Source organism: Butyricimonas faecalis, from assembly GCF_003991565.1.
GTDB classification, from domain to species: Bacteria; Bacteroidota; Bacteroidia; order Bacteroidales; family Marinifilaceae; genus Butyricimonas; species Butyricimonas faecalis.
Genome location: NZ_CP032819.1, coordinates 1861490 through 1883264, shown reverse-complemented (window position 1 = coordinate 1883264; position 21775 = coordinate 1861490). Strand labels below are relative to the sequence as shown.

Annotated in this window: 14 protein-coding genes, 2 tRNA genes and 3 rRNA genes; 18 read left to right on the top strand and 1 reads right to left on the bottom strand. The window is 43.7% G+C overall.

Going from position 1 to position 21775, the window contains the following annotated elements:
* Positions 1-2 precede the first annotated feature (2 nt).
* The 18 genes from D8S85_RS08375 to rrf all read left to right on the top strand — a co-directional run bounded on the left by D8S85_RS08375 (position 3) and on the right by rrf (position 20279).
* Positions 3-1223, top strand: coding sequence for an aminotransferase class V-fold PLP-dependent enzyme (locus tag D8S85_RS08375; protein WP_106480300.1), 1221 nt, complete (start codon positions 3-5; stop codon positions 1221-1223).
* A 5-nt stretch (positions 1224-1228) separates the two neighbouring features.
* On the top strand, positions 1229-1645 hold the full coding sequence (locus D8S85_RS08370; protein ID WP_106480299.1) for a SufE family protein: 417 nt from the start codon (positions 1229-1231) through the stop codon (positions 1643-1645).
* A gap of 8 nt (positions 1646-1653) precedes the next feature.
* Entirely contained in the window at positions 1654-1968 is a 315-nt protein-coding gene (locus D8S85_RS08365) for a metal-sulfur cluster assembly factor (protein ID WP_106480298.1), read from the top strand.
* Positions 1969-2049: 81 nt separating this feature from the next.
* Positions 2050-2946, top strand: coding sequence for a tRNA epoxyqueuosine(34) reductase QueG (queG, locus tag D8S85_RS08360; protein WP_106480297.1), 897 nt, complete (start codon positions 2050-2052; stop codon positions 2944-2946).
* A 104-nt stretch (positions 2947-3050) separates the two neighbouring features.
* A complete protein-coding gene (locus tag D8S85_RS08355) occupies positions 3051-3581 on the top strand; it encodes an RNA polymerase sigma-70 factor (protein ID WP_172726491.1) in 531 nt (176 codons plus the stop codon).
* 77 nt (positions 3582-3658) lie between these two features.
* Entirely contained in the window at positions 3659-4807 is a 1149-nt protein-coding gene (locus D8S85_RS08350) for a FecR family protein (protein ID WP_106480295.1), read from the top strand.
* Between the two features lie 141 nt (positions 4808-4948).
* Positions 4949-8320: a SusC/RagA family TonB-linked outer membrane protein gene (locus D8S85_RS08345; protein WP_172726490.1), complete on the top strand. Its 3372-nt coding sequence runs from the start codon at positions 4949-4951 to the stop codon at positions 8318-8320.
* 18 nt (positions 8321-8338) lie between these two features.
* Positions 8339-9841 (top strand): RagB/SusD family nutrient uptake outer membrane protein, encoded by a 1503-nt coding sequence (locus D8S85_RS08340; RefSeq protein ID WP_158641530.1) that lies wholly within the window; start codon positions 8339-8341, stop codon positions 9839-9841.
* A 21-nt stretch (positions 9842-9862) separates the two neighbouring features.
* Positions 9863-10540 (top strand): DUF4843 domain-containing protein, encoded by a 678-nt coding sequence (locus tag D8S85_RS08335; protein WP_106480292.1) that lies wholly within the window; start codon positions 9863-9865, stop codon positions 10538-10540.
* 10 nt (positions 10541-10550) lie between these two features.
* Entirely contained in the window at positions 10551-12101 is a 1551-nt protein-coding gene (locus D8S85_RS08330) for a PKD-like family lipoprotein (protein ID WP_106480291.1), read from the top strand.
* 53 nt (positions 12102-12154) lie between these two features.
* Positions 12155-12370 carry a hypothetical protein gene (locus D8S85_RS08325; RefSeq protein ID WP_127074965.1) on the top strand — a complete coding sequence of 72 codons (216 nt, stop codon included), beginning with the start codon at positions 12155-12157 and terminating at the stop codon, positions 12368-12370.
* Positions 12371-12383: 13 nt separating this feature from the next.
* A complete protein-coding gene (locus tag D8S85_RS08320) occupies positions 12384-13433 on the top strand; it encodes a TlpA disulfide reductase family protein (RefSeq protein ID WP_106480289.1) in 1050 nt (349 codons plus the stop codon).
* Positions 13434-14681: 1248 nt separating this feature from the next.
* On the top strand, positions 14682-14849 hold the full coding sequence (locus D8S85_RS21480; protein WP_172726489.1) for a hypothetical protein: 168 nt from the start codon (positions 14682-14684) through the stop codon (positions 14847-14849).
* Positions 14850-15101: 252 nt separating this feature from the next.
* Positions 15102-16626: ribosomal RNA gene (locus D8S85_RS08315) — 16S ribosomal RNA — on the top strand.
* 72 nt (positions 16627-16698) lie between these two features.
* Positions 16699-16772, top strand: a tRNA-Ile gene (locus D8S85_RS08310).
* Positions 16773-16855: 83 nt separating this feature from the next.
* Positions 16856-16929: transfer RNA gene (locus tag D8S85_RS08305), tRNA-Ala, on the top strand.
* Positions 16930-17090: 161 nt separating this feature from the next.
* A 23S ribosomal RNA gene (locus D8S85_RS08300) occupies positions 17091-19975 on the top strand.
* A 193-nt stretch (positions 19976-20168) separates the two neighbouring features.
* A 5S ribosomal RNA gene (gene rrf, locus D8S85_RS08295) occupies positions 20169-20279 on the top strand.
* Together the 16S, 23S and 5S rRNA genes with 2 tRNA genes alongside form the textbook arrangement of a ribosomal RNA operon.
* A 115-nt stretch (positions 20280-20394) precedes the next feature.
* Here the strand turns inward: rrf and D8S85_RS08290 are convergent.
* Positions 20395-21741, bottom strand: coding sequence for a deoxyguanosinetriphosphate triphosphohydrolase (locus tag D8S85_RS08290; protein ID WP_106625033.1), 1347 nt, complete (start codon positions 21739-21741; stop codon positions 20395-20397).
* Positions 21742-21775: the final 34 nt, after the last annotated feature.

Here is a 21775-nt window from a genome sequence, read left to right as displayed (position 1 = left end):
TTATGTTTGACGTCAATCGGATTAGAAAGGATTTCCCGATACTGGAGGAAACAATTTATGGTAAACCGTTGGTCTACTTGGATAACGGGGCAACGGCCCAGCGACCTTTACAAGTGGTGGAAAAAATGACGGAATATTATTTGCGTTATAATTCCAACGTGCATCGGGGAGTGCATTATCTGAGTAATAAATGTACGGATGCCAATGAACAAGCCCGGGAGACCGTAAGAGAGTTTATACATGCGGAGTCCACGGACGAGGTGATATTTACCCGGGGAACGACCGAGAGTATCAATCTTGTGGCTTACACTTTCGGGGAGGCTTTTATACGGGAAGGCGACGAGATTATCGTGACGGAGATGGAGCACCATGCCAATATTGTGCCTTGGCAAATGTTGTGTGAACGTAAGAAAGCCGTGTTGAAGGTTGTGCCTTTCAATGATAAAGGGGAGTTGGATATGGAGGCATTCCGGGGGCTTTTGAACGAGCGGGTAAAACTGGTAGGTGTTGCTTATGTTTCCAACGTGTTGGGTACGGTGAATCCTGTGAAGGAAATGATTGATGCGGCTCATGCCGTTGGGGCTTATGCCTTGGTTGATGGGGCACAGGCTATCCAACATATCCCGGTTGACGTGCAGGCATTGGATTGTGACTTTTTCGCTTTTTCAGGGCATAAGGTATATGGACCCACGGGAGTTGGTATCTTGTATGGGAAACGTAACTTGTTGGAACAGATGCCACCTTGGCAAGGCGGAGGAGAGATGATAAAGGAAGTCCGTTTCGAGAAAACGACATATAATGAATTACCTTTTAAATTTGAGGCGGGTACTCCTGACTTTATTGGGGTTATAGGTTTAGGTAAGGCTTTGGAGTACGTGAAAAGTATCGGCTTGCAAGAGATTGCCGAATATGAACATGGCTTGATGGATTACGCGATGAGGCAGATTCGAGAAATCCCGAGTATTATTTTATACGGGGATGCGAAGAATAAGTCTTCCGTGATCTCGTTCGGTATTGAGGGGATACATCCTTTCGATTTGGGTACTTTGTTGGATAAGATGGGGGTTGCCATACGTACGGGACAATTGTGTGCGGAACCGGTGATGCAACATTACGGGGTATCGGGTATGGCCCGTGCTTCCATAGCCATGTATAACACCCGGGAAGAAATTGATGTTTTCTGTGAAGGATTAAGAAAGATAGAAAAGATTTTCAAATTATAAGAGCAATGATGATAGAAGAGATCGAGAATCAGATTGTGGATGAGTTTTCCATGTATGATGATTGGATGGATAAATATGCTTACCTGATAGAAATAGGTAATGGACTGAATGCGATGGATGAAACGCATAAGACGGATGATAATTTGATTAAAGGATGTCAGTCCAGGGTATGGTTTCATGCTGAACTGCGAGATGGTAAGTTGTATTTTGAAGCAGATAGTGATGCTATTATCACGAAAGGTATTGCCGGGTTATTGATTCGGGTATTTTCCGGTCAGACGCCTCACGATATTGTAAATGCTAATCTGGATTTTATCGACAAGATCGGCTTGACTCAACACCTGTCACCGACACGTTCTAACGGGTTATTGTCGATGGTGAAACAAATAAAGTATTATGCCTTGGCATACGAGGGAAAATAACGAGAGATATGGGAAAAAGTTTAATGGAAGATTTAGTAATCGAAAAGTTATCTACCGTTTATGATCCGGAGGTCCCGGTAAATATTTGGGAATTAGGGCTTGTTTATAGTATTGAATTTCCCAAGCAGAACGAGGTGATTATAACCATGACCCTGACTGCTCCGGGATGCCCTATTGCTGACCAAATCGTGCAGGAAGTGCATGATGTCGTGCTGACGATAGACGGAATCGATGAGGCTACGGTAAATTTAACTTTTGAGCCGGCTTGGAGTCCGGAAAGAATGAGTGAAACGGCCCGGTTGGAACTGGGATTTGATATTTAAGTTCATAAAGTTTGTAAGGTTTATAAAGTTATTTTGCACCTTATCAACTTTTCAAACTTTATCAACCTTATAACTTTATAGATGGAGTCACTATCAGAGATAGCCAAAGCATGTGGGTTTGATGCCTGTGGTGTTGTTCCGGTGGATATTTTATCCCGGGAGCGGGAGCGGTTGGAGCAATGGGTAGAACGAGGATTTCATGCAGGAATGAATTACATGGCGAATAATATGGAGAAGCGGGAGAATCCCGCTTTACTTGTTGAAGGGGCTCGCTCGGTCATTGTGACTCTGACAAATTATTATACTCCGAAACTTCAGTTGGAAGGTGTACCAGTAGTTGCTCGCTATGCTTACGGGAAAGATTATCACAGAGTAGTAAAAGATCGATTATTTAAATTGTATGCTTGTTTGGAAGAGACGATCGGGCGAAAAATAATGGGGCGGGTTTTCGTTGATTCAGCTCCCGTTTTTGAACACGAGTGGGCGAGACGGGCCGGATTAGGATGGGTTGGTCGAAACTCCTTGTTAATTAATCCTCGTCTGGGGTCCTATTGTTTTATTGGTGTTATTATTTCTGATTTTGAACCTTCCACCTATTCATTACCTGAGAAAAGAAATTTTTGCGGACAATGTAACCGTTGCGTGGAAGCCTGTCCCACGGGGGCTCTTTCCGCGTATGAAGTCAATGCCAATCTTTGTATATCTTATAACACGATAGAGAGAAAAGGTGAGATTCCGTCGGAGATAAAGAAAAAGATGGGAGTCCGTTTTTTTGGGTGTGATGCTTGCCAGGATATTTGCCCGTGGAACCGCAAAGCGGTGGCGCATCATATTGATGAGTTTTCTCCCAATGAATGGCTGATGTGGATGAGTCGGGAGGATTGGTTGTCGCTTGATGAGGAAACTTTCAGAGAACGTTTTAAGAATTCTCCTCTTTTACGACCCGGATTGGAGCAGATTAAGCGAAATGTCAAGTGATTATTCTTTTCGAGGACGACTTTTGTATGTTCTAAATTTTATTATTTTTGTGTGGTATTTGGAATACAGATGTAATGGTTAGGGATAAATCAATGAAAAATGATATGGTAAATAATCGAATTGCTTCGGAAAAGGAGTTCGAAGAGGTATTTCGTTACTATTATCGTCCGTTGTTTTTATTTGCCTATGGTTATGTAATGGATGAAGAAGAAGCGGAAAACATCGTGCAGTCTTGTTTTACCGTAATGTGGGAAAAACGGAAGAAGTTGCCGGAGAACTTGAACCTGAAAGCTTATCTTTATTCTTCTGTAAAACATGCTTGTTTACGTTATTTCAGGCGCTTGCAACTTTTGGATGAATACAAAAAGCGGCAGGCTGAAGCATTGGTATTGTCTTTTGCGGATGATGACGTTGAAGATGATAGAGAATTAGTTGCTTTGGTTCAAAAGGCTTTATCTCAATTGTCTGAACAACAGCGTAGGATTGTGGAGCTACACGTGATGGAGGGTATGAAGTATTTGGAAATAGCCGATTTACTTCAATTATCAGAAAATACCGTGCGAACTCATTTGAAACGAGCGTATAAGATATTAAGAGAAAACCTTTCTTGTCTCGTTTTGGATATCTTTTTTTGAAAAATAGAGAAATAAATTGATTTTTTGTCACCCAAAATGAAGGTTCATGTCTTTTGGTGTAAAATTCGAGAAAAGATATGAATCAAAAGCAAATCGATTGGACTTTAATTCGGAAACAAATAGACGATTGTCTTACGGATGAAGAACGTGAGCGTTTGAAGCGTTGGGTAGGGGATGATGAGGGACGTCGGCATTTTGTGGAACATGCTTGTCAATATTATAAAAGGGATTTACCAGTGATTGACGAGACTCGGATCTCGGAAGCTTGGTTGCATTTTATCCAAAATCAAAGGGAGAAACGGCGAAGACGTATATTTTCATTATGCACGTGGAGTGCGGCAGCTGTGGTTATTTTGGTTGTTGGCACTTGGGTGTGGTTATCGAATTCTCCTGAAATTCCGATAAAGAGACCTTCCCCTATGATTGCGTGGGGAAGTAATAGTGTTCGTTTAATTATTTCGGATGGAACAGAAATCAACCTTGCGTCTAAAGAACCGGGGCAAACTATTGTAGACAAAGGGGTAAATGTTCAGTTGAATAAAGAATCGCTTTCTTATGAAGAAAACCAATTGACGAAAGATACGCTTTACCATACGGTGGAGGTTCCCCGGGGGGGAGAATATCATCTTACATTAAGTGATGGTTCCCAAGTGTGGCTGAATGCAGAGAGTCGTTTGACTTATCCAGCGGCTTTCGGAGCATCGGAGCGCCGGGTACGGTTGGAGGGAGAAGCCTATTTTGAAGTAGAATCGGGGAAAGGGCGTTTCGTGGTGGAAACCGGTGATATGAATGTGCGGGTATTGGGAACGGCTTTTAACGTGAATGCTTATAAGAATGAAGCTGCGACACGTACGACTTTAGTTCATGGAAAGGTGGAAGTAATGACAGGAGGGGATGAGTTGCAACAGGTATTGGTTCCCGGTGAACAAGCAATATTTGATAGGGAAAGCGGACAGTTGGAGGTTAAGCAAGTAAATACAGATTTTTACACCCGTTGGATAAAAGGTCAGTTCGTATTTAGAGATACGCCTTTGCGGGATATCATGCGGACGTTGGCTCGTTGGTACGAGATGGAGTATGAATTTACCGATGCGGAATTGGAATCACTCTGCTTTTACGGTGTGATCAGTCGTTTTGAACGAGTGGAAGGTTTATTGGAACAATTTGAGAAAACGGGTAAAGTGCATTTTGAATATCGAGGGAATAAAGTTATAGTAAAGAAATAAGGGATGCTGGAAACATCCCTCAAGTTTAATCAACGGACTGCTGGAAACAGTCCATAATATTAACATCATTACAAATGTATGAAAAAAAAGTTGAATGCTTGCTATTGCCGAAGGCAGTGGCCGAAAAAAATGTTACGAGTGATGAAAATTGGATTTTTTCTACTAGTATTGGGTTTAACTTCTGTGCATGCGACCACGTTCTCGCAGCAAAAGGTAAATTTGAATGTGAAGAATGTGACTCTTTTACACGTGTTGGATCTTCTGCAGGAACAATCGGAATTTTCTTTTTTGTTTTCTAGTGAAGATGTGAAAAACGTGACAAATCTTTCTGTGAAAGCAAAAAATGAAGATTTGTTTGAGGTGTTGAGACGATGTTTGCAAGGAACCGCTTTAAGTTTCGAGGTAAATGGGGACTTGGTGGTTTTAAAGCTTCAAGCAAAGACTGGTGAGCCGGAGAAAAAAACGCTAAAAGTGAAGGGATTTGTGTTTGATGCTAAAAAACTTTCTATGCCGGGAGTTACGGTAAAAGTTGTGGGAACTTCCATTGGAACCGTGACTGATGCACGTGGGTGGTTTCAGATACTATTACCCATGACACACGGGAAACTAGAGTTTTCTTTTGTAGGGTATAAAAGTAAACAGGTCGACTTTACGGAGAAAGTTGACACACTTCGGGTGATGTTGGAGGAGAATATTGAGGAATTGGAAGGTGTGGTTGTAACCGGTATGTTTACACGTAAAGCAGAAAGTTTCACCGGATCGGCATCCACGTTCAAACGTGAAGATATTTTACGTGCTGGTAATCAGAATTTGATCAAAAGTTTGAAAAATTTAGATCCAGCTTTCCAAATTTCAGAAAATTTGGAATTTGGTAGTGACCCGAATCGGATGCCTGATGTACAATTGCGAGGGCAGACCTCTTTCGCTAATGTGAGAGGTGATTACGAGGGAAATCCGAATCAACCGTTGTTTATCCTCGACGGTTTTGAAACGACCATCGAGAAGGTGTTCGATTTGGACATGAACCGGGTGGCTAGTGTAACTTTGCTGAAAGATGCTGCAGCAAAGGCTATTTATGGTTCTAAAGCTGGTAATGGGGTGGTCGTTATTGAAACCGTACGTCCTAAATCTGGAGAACTTAGAGTATATTACTCTGGGGATTTCGGTATTGAGGCTCCAGATTTGACCAGTTATGATTTAATGAATGCAGAAGAAAAATTAGCTTATGAAGTAAAAATTGGCATGTATAGTCCAGATACTCATCCGGGAATAATTACGGCACATCAATCTTATAAAAAGGTGTATGACGATGTGCAACGCGGTGTGAATACTTATTGGTTATCTAAACCGTTGCATGTCGGTTTTAGTAATAAGCATTCGTTGACTTTAGAAGGTGGAGATGAACAGATGCGTTATCAGTTTGGAGTTTCGTATAATAGTGTTTCCGGTGTTATGAAAGAGTCTGGACGTAATACGTTAAATGCTAATACGACACTTTCTTATACTTATCGAAACTTACTTTTTAGGAATACGATAGAATTTACCCGCAATTGGTCAAAAAATTCTCCTTATGGTTCTTTTGCCGAGTATACTTCATTGAATCCGTATTGGGCTCCTTATGACGATGAGGGAAATTTGAATCGAGTATTTTTGGTTCATTCGGGTAAGGATGACAATACTTCGTACAGCGACATTGAAGTATATAATCCGTTATATAATGCGACTTTGAATACAAAAGATGAGTCTAATTATACAGAAATTCGTGATAATTTTTCCATGGATTGGAATATCAGTGGCGCTTTGCGGGTAGTGGGTGGTTTTTCTTATTCTCGACAAGAAAATGGGGCAGATATTTATTACCCGAAAAATCACACGAAATTCATTCATTACGATGAGAATGGTATGAGTGATCGTAAAGGACAATATACTAAAAAGGATGGATACTCAGAAAATATTGCCGTACAAGCTGGTTTAAATTTTAATAAGACTTTGGGAGAGCATTTGTTTTTTGCTAACTTAACTTGGAATATTGCTACTTCGAATAGTCGCTCCACGAGCACGGTGGGCGAAGGATTTGGAAATGATAGTATGGACGATCTTTCTTTTGCCACGAAGTATGAGAAAAATGGAAAACCAACCGGGAATAATGGGAAAATGAGGGAAGTTGGAGTCATTGGAGCGCTAAATTACGCGTATGCTAATCGTTATCTTTTTGATGCTTCTATTCGTAAGAGTGCTTCGTCTGTTTATGGTAGTGATACTCGATGGGGAACTTTTTGGTCATTGGGGATTGGTTGGAATATTTACCATGAGAAGTTTTTGGAGGGAAATAATTGGTTGACAAACTTTAAATTACGAGCTTCTATGGGGTATACGGGAACACAGAATGTTGATCCAGCCCAAGCTCGTTATCGGTATGACTATTACGATTACTCGTATGGAGATATGATTGGGGCTCAGTTGGTTGCGCTTGCTAATAATAAGTTGAAATGGCAACGAAATATGGATTATAATTTCGGTGCGGACATTGCCATTCAACGCCTCCTGACATTGCGTGCCGAGTACTATATTCAAGTAACAGATGATTTATTGTCAGACATTTCACTCCCCCCGTCCAATGGTTTTACCAGTTATAAAGAAAATTTGGGTAAGATTGAAAACCGAGGATTTGAATTAGCTGTGGCCCTTACACCGTGGCGTAATGAAAAACAACATGCCTATGTTACATTTACCGCTACGGCCTTGCATAATGAAAATAAAATCAAAAAAATTTATGACATTTTTAAGAATAGCAATGATGCACAAAATTCTTCGCTTGAAGAAACTTATGATGGATATATTCGAGATACGGAGGTATTGAAAAAATATTTGAATAAATACACGAAGCCGGCAACTCTTTATTATGAAGGGTGTTCTATGACAGCTATTTGGGGTATGCGTTCATTGGGGATTGATCCTGCTACAGGACAGGAGATGTTTTTGACTAAAGAGGGTAAGAGTACTTACACGTGGAGTGCTGCAGAGCAAGTCGTAGTAGGAGATCAAACTCCTAAATTGAGTGGAACAATTGGGATTAATGCAGGTTACAAGGGATTTACGCTTTCTGTTGCTTGTAGTTATAAATTGGGAGGCGATCTTTATAATTCCAGTTTAATTGCTCGTATGGAAAATGTAAATGGTTATGAGAATTTAGATCGTCGGATTTTGAAGGCATGGCAAAAACCAGGTGATATATCTCCATATAAAGCAACTATTATAAATGGCGATGCTGAAAATGGTTTTACTAAGCCTACTTCTCGTTTTGTGCAAAAAAACAATGAATTGTATGTATCATCCGTGAATGTCGGGTATGATTTTGTCGGAGCCAAGTGGTTGAAGAAAGTGGCTTTGCAACGATTGAAACTCTCTTTTTACATGAACGAGTTGTTACGATTGTCTAGTGTTGACATAGAACGAGGAACTTCTTATCCGTTTGCTCGTAATTTTTCATTCTCATTGCAGGCAACCTTTTAATCGAAAAATATGAAGATTATGAAAAAAATAAAGATATTGGGATTAGCAGCTTTAATGTTCTCGATGACGGCGTGCGAGGATTGGTTAGATGTGAGTGCTTCAAATCAATTGGATCGTAACGAATTATTTAAAACAGAAATCGGATATGGAGAAGCGATGACCGGGGTGTATGCCAAAATGTGTGATGCCTCGCTTTATGGACGAGAATTAACTTTTAATATTGTGGATTTGTTGGGAGGATATTATGTTATCGAATCATTTAATCACAAAAATTGGCCTAGATATAAGTTTGCAGATCAGTCAAATGCCTTTGCAATGAATTATTGTGCTGCATATATTGAAAATATATGGAATGGTATTTATGGTCAGATTGCTAATTTGAATTCGTTATTGGAAACCATAGATGGTAATAAAGGGATTTTTTCAGATGATAATTATAATTTGATTAAAGGTGAAGCTTTGGGATTAAGAGCCTATTTGCATTTTGATCTGCTGCGTTTGTTTGCAGAGGCTTATACTACCGGAAAAGATAAAAAATCTATACCTTATGTATCTAGTTTATCTCCGGCTGTTACCCCCCTTTTCTCACAAGAAGATGCGATTGCGATGATGTTGGAGGATTTGGAGAAAGCAAAGGAATTATTGATAAATGATCCCATGCGTTTAGGGACAACACCGGCAAACTGTTTGGCTTCATTGCCTTCTGGAAGTAACTTAGCCTCAGATAATATTCCGATTTGGCATAATCGCCGTTTTCGCTTTAATTATTATGCGGCAGTGGCCACTATGGCAAGAATTTATCTTTGGAAAGGGGATCGTGTAAATGCTTTGCGTTATGCAAAGGAGGTGATTGCCGATCAAGAAGATAAGTTTCCTTGGGTTTTGACAGAAAATTTGACAACAATCGGTTCCACTAGTAGTAATCAAGATCGTTCTTTTGCGACAGAACATATTTTTGCGTTAAATGTAACTAATTGGGAGGATCTTATGGATACCTATATTTTTAGTGGGGAAGTAGGCATCCCAGGCTCTATTACTGAAGGCGAAAATACCTTGTTTATTTCAGCCGAAGAACGTAGTTCCATGTATGAGGGGTATACAGCTGATTTACGATATCAATATTGTTTCGAACCTTTTGGTACAAAATTTTTTATATCGAAATTTTATCAAAACACCAAGGCTGCTCGTTATTTTCAAGAACGATTGCCATTAATTCGTTTGTCCGAGATGTATTATATTGCGGCAGAGTGTGCTGAAACTGTTTCTGAGGGTGTGAATTATCTTGATCAGGTCCGTTCGCATCGAGGATTAACTAGTTATGCATTGGATCGCTCGATGTCGAAAGACAATCTTGCACAGGAAATACGGAAAGAGTATAAAAAAGAATTCTGGGGAGAGGGACAATTATGGTATTATTATAAACGTAAAATGGACATGACCTTCTCGACTTACATGACAGATATTAAGTTTTTTACTTTTGAAATTCCGGATATAGAGCAATCTAATGCCGGTCGTGAGTAGTCCAAATAAAAATGATAAACAATGAAAAAGATATTATATTATGCAATAGCACTATTGCTGGGAATCATGGCGTGTGCGGAAAGTGAAATCGAAACGTGGAAAGCAAAACCTCGTGTATGGTTCACGAAAGCAAATGATACGATCATATTTTCGTTTTACTCCCAACCGGCAGAGATTACGGAGTATACGGTGGAAATCCCAATTTCCATGGCAGGACCCTTGTCTGATAAGGATCGTGTTGTGAAAGTAGAAGATTTGGGAAATGCCGATCCAGAATCCAAATATGAGTTTATAGCGATGATTCCAGCCGGAGAAAAAACAGGAGTATTACAAGTTACTGTGCAAAAAACTGGTAATTTGAGTGTTAAAGAAGATACTCTTGGTTTCAAAATTTGTGTTTCAGATGATTTTGAAGAGGGGTTGGAGGAATATTTGAATAATACGCTTGTGATATCCAGTAAGTTAGCTAGACCTTCTTGGTGGAATGAATCTAGTTTGGGATATTATTCGAATAAAAAAATGGAGATTATTTATGCTGTGCCCGGTGTTTTTGAATTGTTAAATAGTGATGGTTATTTATGGTGGGATGCTGAAATCCAAGTTGCTATTTATAAATTGAATAAATACTGTAGAGAAAATAATATTAAGTATAATCCTAGTGATGAAAATGTAATCACTTTTGCATATAATAGTAAATAAACCAAGGGGTATGAAAAAATTGTGTTATATACTTTTCATGGCGATTACGTGGTGTAGTTGTTATGAAGATAAAGGTAATTACAATTATCGGGATTTAGCCGATGTTGAAGTTGCGTTGCCGGACGAGGCTTATTGTTTGTCTTTTGGCGAAAGTTTGAAAATTACCCCAACTATTAATACGGTTATTCCGGAAGTTGATTTGCGATATGATTGGGAATTTTTGACGGATACATTAGATACATGGTGGAATCAATATATATCCGTTTTTCAAGAACGGGATTTAGATTACGTGTGTACAATGGGTAGAATATTTCCTACTGAAGGTTCGTATAAATTACGTCTTAACGTAACGCAAGTTAGTAGTGGGCGTCATTTTTATTCCAATGAAGTGGATGTAAAATTGATAGCGCAAGCCAGTGTTTTGGGGGCTATGGTGCTTCATGGAGATGGGAATGCTTCTGACATTGGAATTGTTGCAGCAAAAGAGTTTCAATTGGCACCTCCATCGGGAACTTTCGTAGAACAAATTTTACCTTGTTATTATTCCGAGCAAAATGGTGGGGCAAAGATTGATGGGAAGGGGATAAGTATTATACAAACTTATCTGTCGCAGGATTATATGGATAATGTTGTTATTATTGCCTTGACAGATGAGAGTTCTGCTGTAACAGAAAGCAAAACAATGCTGAAAATAGATGAATGGAATGATTTATTTGTTGGAAATTTGAATCGAGGCATACCACAGGGATTTTGTGTAAAGGATTATAATGTATATGTTTTTGATGATGGGGATATTTTTACTCGACAAGCTTATACATATCCATTTACAACACCTGTTTATGAAAAGGATGTATATGGTTATGATTTTTATCCTCAAATTTTTTTCCCATCAGGGAGTTTATTGAATAATACGGGGATGTTCTTTGAAAAGAATAAACGTGCTTTTATGATTTTGCAGAACTTGTTCAATTTTGATAATTGGACTATTATGAATGCCGATAGTGGTGTTTTCAATCCCGGTGATATGAAAGCGGATTTTGTTTACATGGATGCAGGAGGACGTTATGGAATGCTTGCTGTGATGAAGGAAGATAATGGAAATTATTTCATTGCAGAAATGGATTGGAATGCGGCAAGTTATGATCAAGTCCCTGTATATAGGTATGATTTGATGCATTTACCGGAGGTCCAAAATGGAGATGTGGTAAACTGGGCTTTCGGAACTGCGCAAATAAATATGGCATATTATGCCACAGCTAACGAGGTGAAGCAATTTTCTGTGGATGCTGGTCAGAAAATTATACCGGAAACATTGAAGATGACAAATAACGATCCAATAATTTTTGAGGGTGAAATAACGATGATGAAGATATTGAAACCGGCAATATTAACGGACTATTACATGTCTAATGTGGAAATGGTAATAGGAACGTATGGTGGAACGATAGGGTCTGGTAAATTGTATAGCTTGGAATTAGATCCGACCTCTGGGAGGGCTAAGTCTGTGAAAAGTTATTCAGGATTTGATAGAATTTATGATGTAGTACTTAAAGTATATTAGCTGAATATTTTATCGGTAGCATGATTGCGCTACCGATAAAATATGATACTCTATTGAAGATCAGATTTATTTCAACAACGGTTGATTCCGAATTTCCTAAAGGAGTGACAAAAGTTGGGGAAACAAGTTCATCGAAACCTTCTTACGTAGGGCCTTATCCAGTTTACGAGGGGAATCAAGAAAGTTTCAAGCAACAGGTATGTAACGAAAAATATGTGTATGTTTCCGGTGGAAGAAACATGGTAGAAGTCAATGAAAAAGTAAATTGAAATAAATAATAAGATGATGAAAAGAATAGTGTTGTTAGTATTTGTGTTATGCGGAAGTATAGCCTTGTTTGCACAGAATAGAAAAATGACATTAAAAGGTGAATGTTCACCAGCAAGGAATGGAGAGAAACTCTACTTGTTGATGGGGAGTGAGATACCATGTGATTCAGCCGTTGTTGAGAATGGGAAATTTGAGTTTCCTCTTAAAAATCTCCAACCGGAAGAGGTGCTAGTGGTACGTGTGGGTAAAGATGGAACACAGGAATGTGTATTACTTTATCTTGATTATTGTGATACTTATTTGAAGCTGGAGGAAGAAACGTATAAATCATTTTATACGAATTTTATAAAATGTATTGTATCCGGTAATCAGACGGATGCGGTGCTTCGGGAGGTTAATGATATTTTTCTCGATGTTACTTGGCTTGAACAGCCGGATACGGCAATTGAGAAATTGAAAGAGGTAGCGAAAAGACATGATCTGGCTTCGGCCTACGCTTTGCGTAAATGTAACCAATTTGTGTTTGAACATGGATTAGCTTCTGTGGTAAAAGAAAGTCTTGATAAGATGCCTCCGACCGTGAAAATGTCTGCTGCCGGACAAGCATTGCAGATGTACTATAATCGTTACATCCGACTTGCTCTGGGAGCTGTAGCTCCGGATTTCACATTGAACACTCCGGATGGGAAGCCGTTATCTTTGCATGAATATATTAAGGACAAAAAGCTTGTTTTAATAGACTTTTGGGCATCTTGGTGTGAACCTTGTCGTAAAGAGGGGGAGAATATAAAAGCGATCTACAAGGAATATCATGCTAAAGGGTTTGATGTTTTAGGAGTTTCCTTGGATTCCCAAATGGAGGCGTGGAAAGAAGCTATCGAGAAAGATGGTATCACGTGGGAGCAAGTATCTGATTTGAAAGGTAAGAAAACGCCACTCACTGAATTGTATGATTTCATGGGTATTCCTTGTCTTTACCTTGTTGATGGAACAGGACGTATTATTGCAAAAAATTTACGAGGAGAGGAGTTACGTAAAAAAGTAGCTGAGCTTTGTAAATAACTTGTTCATGTCGTGAAATTTGAACCCCGTAAAGTCGAAAAAAGTAGACTTTACGGGGTTTTCTACATGTAAAATATTACCCATTTTCGATAAGAAATACAACTTTTCCTTTGTTCACCCTCCCCATCCACTCTCCCTCAGGCAGGGGAAGAAGGAGGTGGCAGCGAAGCTGACGGAGGAGTTTGAGCGTGAAAACAAGAGGAGCGGCCACGCAAGGACTCGGAATGAATTAAAAAATAATTGTTGGAAAATAATCCGGTATAACGTCCGATTTAACGCTTGAGATCTGGAATTATAAATGTGTACTTTCCTGAAAATGGTTGACCCGAATTAAACAAAAATTTTAACAAACACGCTAAACACGTTTCAAAAATACGACATGTAAATTTAATTACCTATAAACTTGGGAACTAAACTTGTTAGCAGCTTCGGTTGGCCGCCTTCAAGAGACATGAGTCAACCGTTCGAGTAGCAAAATACCAGAAATTTCTTCTTGAATTAGTACATGTGAAAGGCGAACTTTCCCGTCAAGTCTCGGTAAACCGAATCCGTCGTCATCACCCGCCGTTTCTTGTGCTTGACCATCTAGTTGTGAGCCTGAAGCAAGTGGTAAAGCTCGACCGACCTTCACTCCACTAGAATTTAGCTTTTTCTATAGCTTCACACCGCCGAGGTTGGACATTTCCTCGCAGATGTCCAGAACAAGCGAGAGAAGGTAACACACTCGCTCGAGTTTATCACCCGTACGTTGCCCCTGGTTGTAAGCCTGCTTGCTGTAGTCGAAGTGACCGCACAACAAGGCTACTCGTTGTTGTCCCTTATGCGAGACACTTCCTTCAAGAACTCGCCGGATAACATCTTCCTCCCGCTTAACGTTGCGTTACAGATCCCATGACGATTACGAAGAGTGCGGAAGCTACTCTCTTGAAAAATTCGTTGACGTACTGTCTCTATTTTTCTTCTATGGTGTGGTGAGACAAACCTCTCGATTTCGTCGGTACTGACATAAGTTTACTTTGTTTCGAGTAAACTTTTCCAGGAAAACTTCCGAGTCATTCCCGTATCTTGCACGATGTTCCCGGGCGTTAAAGACGCATCATGGCCGCATCAAAGACGTATCAAGGACGTTCGGGAGCGTCCTTGATACGTCCTTGTCACCTTGTTGACGTGTGGTAGAGTCGTTCCCTCCCGGTTCCAGGCACGCCCCGGGGCCGTGAAACGTTCCCCGGAACGCGTTGAAAACCAGTATTGATTGAAAAAGTTGATAAAAAAGTGGTTGAAAAATTTGGAAAAGGGGGAATCTTTGCCTTATCTTTGCACCCGCTAAAACGGAACGGGGGGCGAGACGAGGGGACGGCGAGTTCGCGTGGCGGTGGCGTTCTGGAGTTGTTGACGACGATCTTTCCCGGCGAGTGACCTTTAAACGGGGGGCTCGAAAAAAAAGTTCGAAAAAACTTCGCGAAAGATTTGGAGGGAAACGTGAAAACGCCTTATCTTTGCAACCGCTTTCGCTTCTAAAACGAGCGACGCGAGAAAAGAGAGAAGAAGAGTTCTTTAACAATATTGACGTGAAAATAACAACGTAGCGAGCGTGAATCGGAAATCGACGCGAGTCGAGATTCATACACATGACCCTGCCAGAATAAAAATTTCTGTAAAGTAACTTTTACCATGAAGAGTTTGATCCTGGCTCAGGATGAACGCTAGCGACAGGCTTAACACATGCAAGTCGAGGGGCAGCACGGGGTAGCAATACCCCGGTGGCGACCGGCGCACGGGTGAGTAACACGTGTGCAACCAACCCCGTACCGGGAGATAACCCGCGGAAACGTGGACTAACACCCCATAAGACCTTTCCCCCGCATGGGGGGGAGTTTAAAACCCCGGTGGTACGGGACGGGCACGCGCGACATTAGGTAGTTGGCGGGGTAACGGCCCACCAAGCCGACGATGTCTAGGGGTTCTGAGAGGAAGGTCCCCCACACTGGAACTGAGACACGGTCCAGACTCCTACGGGAGGCAGCAGTGAGGAATATTGGTCAATGGGCGAGAGCCTGAACCAGCCAAGTCGCGTGAGGGAAGAATGGTCTATGGCCTGTAAACCTCTTTTGTCAAGGAAGAATAAGCGGCACGAGTGCCACCTTGCCAGTACTTGACGAATAAGCATCGGCTAACTCCGTGCCAGCAGCCGCGGTAATACGGGGGATGCGAGCGTTATCCGGATTTATTGGGTTTAAAGGGCGCGTAGGCGGGACGGCAAGTCAGCGGTAAAAGACTGCAGCTAAACTGTAGCACGCCGTTGAAACTGTCGACCTGGAGACGAGACGAGGGAGGCGGAACAAGTGAAGTAGCGGTGAAATGCATAGATATCACTTGGAACCCCGATAGCGAAGGCAGCTTCCCAGGCTCGGTCTGACGCTGATGCGCGAGAGCGTGGGTAGCGAACAGGATTAGATACCCTGGTAGTCCACGCCGTAAACGATGCTCACTGGATCTTGGCGATACACGGCCAGGGTTCAAGCGAAAGTATTAAGTGAGCCACCTGGGGAGTACGTCGGCAACGATGAAACTCAAAGGAATTGACGGGGGCCCGCACAAGCGGAGGAACATGTGGTTTAATTCGATGATACGCGAGGAACCTTACCCGGGTTTAAATGCAGGTTGCATGAGGTGGAAACACCTCTTTCCCTCGGGACCACCTGCAAGGTGCTGCATGGTTGTCGTCAGCTCGTGCCGTGAGGTGTCGGGTTAAGTCCCATAACGAGCGCAACCCCTATCGCCAGTTGCCATCGGTTTCGGCCGGGCACTCTGTCGAGACTGCCACCGTAAGGTGCGAGGAAGGCGGGGATGACGTCAAATCAGCACGGCCCTTACACCCGGGGCGACACACGTGTTACAATGGCCGGTACAGAGGGCAGCCACGGGGCGACCCGGAGCGAATCTCTAAAGCCGGTCGTAGTTCGGACTGGAGTCTGCAACCCGACTCCACGAAGTTGGATTCGCTAGTAATCGCGCATCAGCCATGGCGCGGTGAATACGTTCCCGGGCCTTGTACACACCGCCCGTCAAGCCATGGAAGCCGGGAGTACCTGAAGATCGTGACCGCGAGGAACGGGCTAGGGTAATACCGGTAACTGGGGCTAAGTCGTAACAAGGTAGCCGTACCGGAAGGTGCGGCTGGAACACCTCCTTTCTGGAGCTGGAGTCATGCTGCTCGCTACAGCGTTTCACGTTATTTTCAATCGCCCGCTAGCGGGTTAACCATAGTCTCTTAGCTCAGTTGGTTAGAGCGCTACACTGATAATGTAGAGGTCCGCGGTTCAACTCCGCGAGGGACTACGATTCTGAATTTAGAATTTGAAATTTAGAATTTAAAACGGGGGTAACTCCATTCTAGATTCTACATTTTGAATTACAACGCCGGGGGATTAGCTCAGTTGGCTAGAGCGCCTGATTTGCATTCAGGAGGTCAAGGGTTCGACTCCCTTATTCTCCACGTGAGTTCAAGAGATTGAACGACGAAGTTCTTTGACATGCTGGAACGTTAACGGATCATTTGATCCGCGAAGTATAAGAATGTAGTAGAATAACACAGAGCCGCCGTCGTCGGGAGACGATGGCAAAGGTGAAATTATTAAAGACACACGACGCTAACGAACGTGAACGATCAAGGGCGCGCGGTGGATGCCTAGGCTCTCGGAGGCGATGAAGGACGCGATAAGCCGCGATAGGCCACGGCGAGGTGCAAGTAACCCTTGACCCGTGGATTTCCGAATGGGGCAACCCGACCGTCTAGATGACGGTCATCCAGCAATGGAGGCGAACGCGGGGAACTGAAACATCTCATTACCCGCAGGAGAAGAAAACAACAGTGATTCCCCCAGTAGTGGCGAGCGAACGGGGAAGAGCCCAAACCGGTGCCGTTTCGGCGACACCGGGGTCATGGGACCGCGCCATTCGACGATGGACGAAGTGCAATTACCTGGAAAGGTAAGCCGCGGAGGGTGATAGCCCCGTGCACGACAACCCCATCGAAGATAGCGGGATCCCGAGTAGGGCGGGACACGAGAAATCCTGCCTGAATTCGCCAGGACCCCCTGGCAAGGCTAAATACTCCCGAGAGACCGATAGTGAACCAGTACCGCGAGGGAAAGGTGAAAAGTACCCCGAGCAGGGGGGTGAAATAGACCCTGAACCCGCGCGCCTACAAGCGGTCGGAGCCATGAAATATGGTGACGGCGTGCCTTTTGCATAATGAGCCTACGAGTTAGTCGTCACCAGCGAGGTTAAGGGCTTCAGGCCCGTTAGCCGAAGTGAAAGCGAGCCTTAACAGGGCGACGAGTTGGTGGCGCTAGACGCGAAACCTTGTGATCTACCCACGAGCAGGTTGAAGTCGCGGTAACGCGTGATGGAGGACCGAACCGGTAAACGTTGAAAAGTTTTCGGATGACTCGCGGGTAGGGGTGAAAGGCCAATCAAACTGGGAAATAGCTCGTACTCTCCGAAATGCATTTCGGTGCAGCCTGTGATGTTCTGTTCCAGAGGTAGAGCTACTGGTTGGACGCGAGGGCTTCACCGCCTATCAAATCCGGATAAACTCCGAATGCTGGAACACGAAATCATGGAGTGAGCCCGCGGGTGCTAAGGTCCGCGGACGAGAGGGAAAGAACCCGGACCACCGGCTAAGGTCCCGGATGGACAGTTAAGTTGATCAAACGAGGTGGGATCGCGGAGACAGCTAGGATGTTGGCTTGGAAGCAGCCATTCATTTAAAGAGTGCGTAACAGCTCACTAGTCGAGCGATCCCGCGTGGATAATACACGGGCATCAAACTGTCAACCGAAGCCGTGGGGTCAGTGTTGAACTGACCGGTAGGAGAGCATTCCTGCCAGCGTTGAAGGTCACCCGCGAGAGTGACTGGAGCGGCATGAAAAGCAAATGTAGGCATAAGTAACGATAATGGGGGCGAGAACCCCCCACGCCGCAAGACCAAGGATTCCCCGGCAATGTCAATCAGCCGGGGGTCAGCCGGCCTCTAAGGCTAACCCGAAGGGGGACGCCGACGAGAAACGGGTTAACATTCCCGTGCTTCTCGTCACCGTGACGCGGTGACGGGGTGATGAATGGACCGCGCGCTGACGGAATAGCGCGTTGAAGACCGTACCCTTTGACGGTGGTAGTCAAGCACGCCACCGGAGGCGAAAGTCGATAGTACCTCGAGGCCTCGGCCGAGGGGATAGCGTCCAGGCAATTTACCCCCGAGAAAACCCGCTAAACTTCAAGTGACGAGGAACCGTACTGTAAACGGACACACGTGGTCGGGTAGAACATACCAAGGCGCTCGAGTGATTCATGGTCAAGGAACTAGGCAAAATAGTCCTGTAACCTCGGGAAAAAGGACGCTCTAGTGATAGAGCCGCAGAGTAATGGCCCAGGCGACTGTTTACCAAAAACACATGGCTATGCCAAATCGAAAGATGACGTATATGGCCTGACACCTGCCCGGTGCCGGAAGGTTAAGAGGAGAGCTCAGGGGTGACCCGAAGGTTCAAATTGAAGCCCCGGTAAACGGCGGCCGTAACTATAACGGTCCTAAGGTAGCGAAATTCCTTGTCGGGTAAGTTCCGACCTGCACGAATGGTGTAACGATCTGGGCACTGTCTCGACCATGAGCTCGGTGAAATTGTAGTTCCGGTGAAGATGCCGGGTACCCGCGACGGGACGGAAAGACCCCGTGAACCTTTACTGCAGCTTCGCGTTGTTCCCGGGCACGGGACGTGTAGGATAGGTCGGAGGCAATGAAGCGGTTTCGCCAGGAATCGTGGAGCCATCGTTGAAATACGACCCTTCTCTTGTCTGGGATCTAACCCATGTGATGGGGACACCGCGTGGTGGGTAGTTTGACTGGGGTGGTCGCCTCCAAAAGCGTAACGGAGGCTTCCAAAGGTACCCTCGGGTTGGTTGGTAATCAACCTTGGAGTGCAATGGCACAAGGGTGCTTGACCGGGAGACTTACAAGTCGATCGGGTGCGAAAGCAGGGCATAGTGATCCGGTGATCCCGCGTGGAAGGGTCATCGCTCAAAGGATAAAAGGTACTCCGGGGATAACAGGCTGATCGCCCCCAAGAGCTCATATCGACGGGGCGGTTTGGCACCTCGATGTCGGCTCGTCACATCCTGGGGCTGGAGAAGGTCCCAAGGGTTCGGCTGTTCGCCGATTAAAGTGGCACGCGAGCTGGGTTCAGAACGTCGTGAGACAGTTCGGTCCCTATCTGTCGTGGGCGTTGGAGATTCGAGAGGTCCTGACTCTAGTACGAGAGGACCGGGTTGGACGCGCCGCTAGTGAACCTGTTATGACGCCAGTCGTACGGCAGGGTAGCCACGCGCGGACGGGATAAGCGCTGAAAGCATCTAAGCGCGAAGCCTGCCTCGAGATGAGATCTCCTTGCAGGGTCGTCGTAGACGACGACGTCGATAGGCCACAGGTGTAAAGCCGGTGACGGCAAAGCCGAGTGGTACTAATCACCCGAAAGTTGACGTTCGGCGGGTGAGATGATCCGGTTAACGTTCCCGGCGATTGTCAAGCGGCAATCGCGAGAAAAGCATGAATAAACGATCTTCAAGGGTATTTGTCACGCCGGCCGGAGGGCCGCGAGAAGTGACGGGAATCTGGAAGGTGTTTTTGGGTGACGAGAGGTCATTTCAAATTCCACGTTCTAAATTCTAAACTTATTAAAAGGTATCTATAGCTACGGTGATCCACCTCTTCCCATCCCGAACAGAGAAGTTAAGCCCGTTAGCGCCGATGGTACTGCCCCCGGGTGGGAGAGTAGGTCGATGCCGAATTTAGGGAGAGCGAGTCAACACGACTCGCTCTTTTTTTATTTTCTCGTTTTCAACTTTTAATTGTCTGACGAACCTGTAACCCGCCAACTTGTAACCTGTAACTTGCCGAAGGCAATTATCTGATTTCCGGTAATTCAATACCTTTTATCTTGCGATATAAATTTAAAGCGTACGAGTCGGTCATCCCTGAAACGTAATCCGTTACTGTTTGAATCTTTGTATATATAGAATCGTCTTGATGAACTTTGTATTGTTCTGGCATGACGGATAGAATATTCCGAGCATAGTAGGTTTCCGGTTTCAGAACGGCATCAATATATTCTTTTAATATGGTGGCAAGGATTTTGAAACCTGCAATCTGTATTTGTGTAACGATATTTGTATGATAGATCCGGGAATAGGCTACCTCAGTACAGGTTTCGTAGGCTTGTTTGTTAGTTCCTGTTAAGTGCTGTATCAGGCTGCCTTGGAGGCTCCCGTTCATGATTGCTTCGTAGTTTTGACAGAAGATGTCGGCGCAGGCATTGATTAATTTATTAATGATTCCTGCACGTAAAAATGCGATACATTCGTTTTTATCCGTGACGATTTTGAAGGTTTTAGAGATTGTCTTTAAATCTTCCTTATCTATATCTTTATCATAGAAGTTAAGAAGAATCCGTGTTGTTTCATCATATGAAAGAATTTTTAGTTTATGAGAGTCTTCTATATCCATGATTTGATAACAAATATCATCGGCGGCTTCTACTAGATAAACGAGTGGATGACGCACGTATTGTAGTGGTTTCGTGTTGAGTTGGATAATGCCAAGTTCTTCAGCCATTTCCTTGTATATTTCTTTTTCACTTTGGAAAAAGCCATATTTATGACCTTTAATGGAGGCTTTGGATTCGAATGGATATTTAACAATTGACGCGAGTGTGGTGAAGGTCATCGTGTATCCTCCCGGTCTGCGCCCGTTAAAGCTGTGGGTTAATAGTCGAAAGGTATTGGCGTTGCCTTCAAAATGGCTAATGTCTGCCCACTCCTCGTCAGTCAGGAGTTTCTTTAAATATTGTCCTTCTCCTTCTGTGAAGAAATAAGAAATAGCTTCCTCTCCGGAATGTCCGAAAGGTGGGTTGCCTAAGTCATGAGCCAAACAGGCCGTACTGACAATGGTTCCGATTTCTTCGAGAATTTCCGGGTGTTCCAGTGTTTCTTTGGTTTTGACAAACTGTGCAATCTTGTTTCCGAGTGAGCGTCCCACGCTAGCCACTTCTAGACTATGAGTTAGACGGTTATGTACAAAGATATTGCCCGGTAAGGGAAATACTTGTGTTTTATTTTGTAAGCGTCGGAATGGAGCGGAAAAGATTAAACGATCATAGTCTCTTTGAAATTGTGATCGGTCATGAGAGCGAAACATGGTGATCGTACTTCCCGGTTGATAACGTCTCGATGATAATAATTTATTCCAGTCCATCATGGTAGTTCTGATTACAAGTTTTAGCTACAGG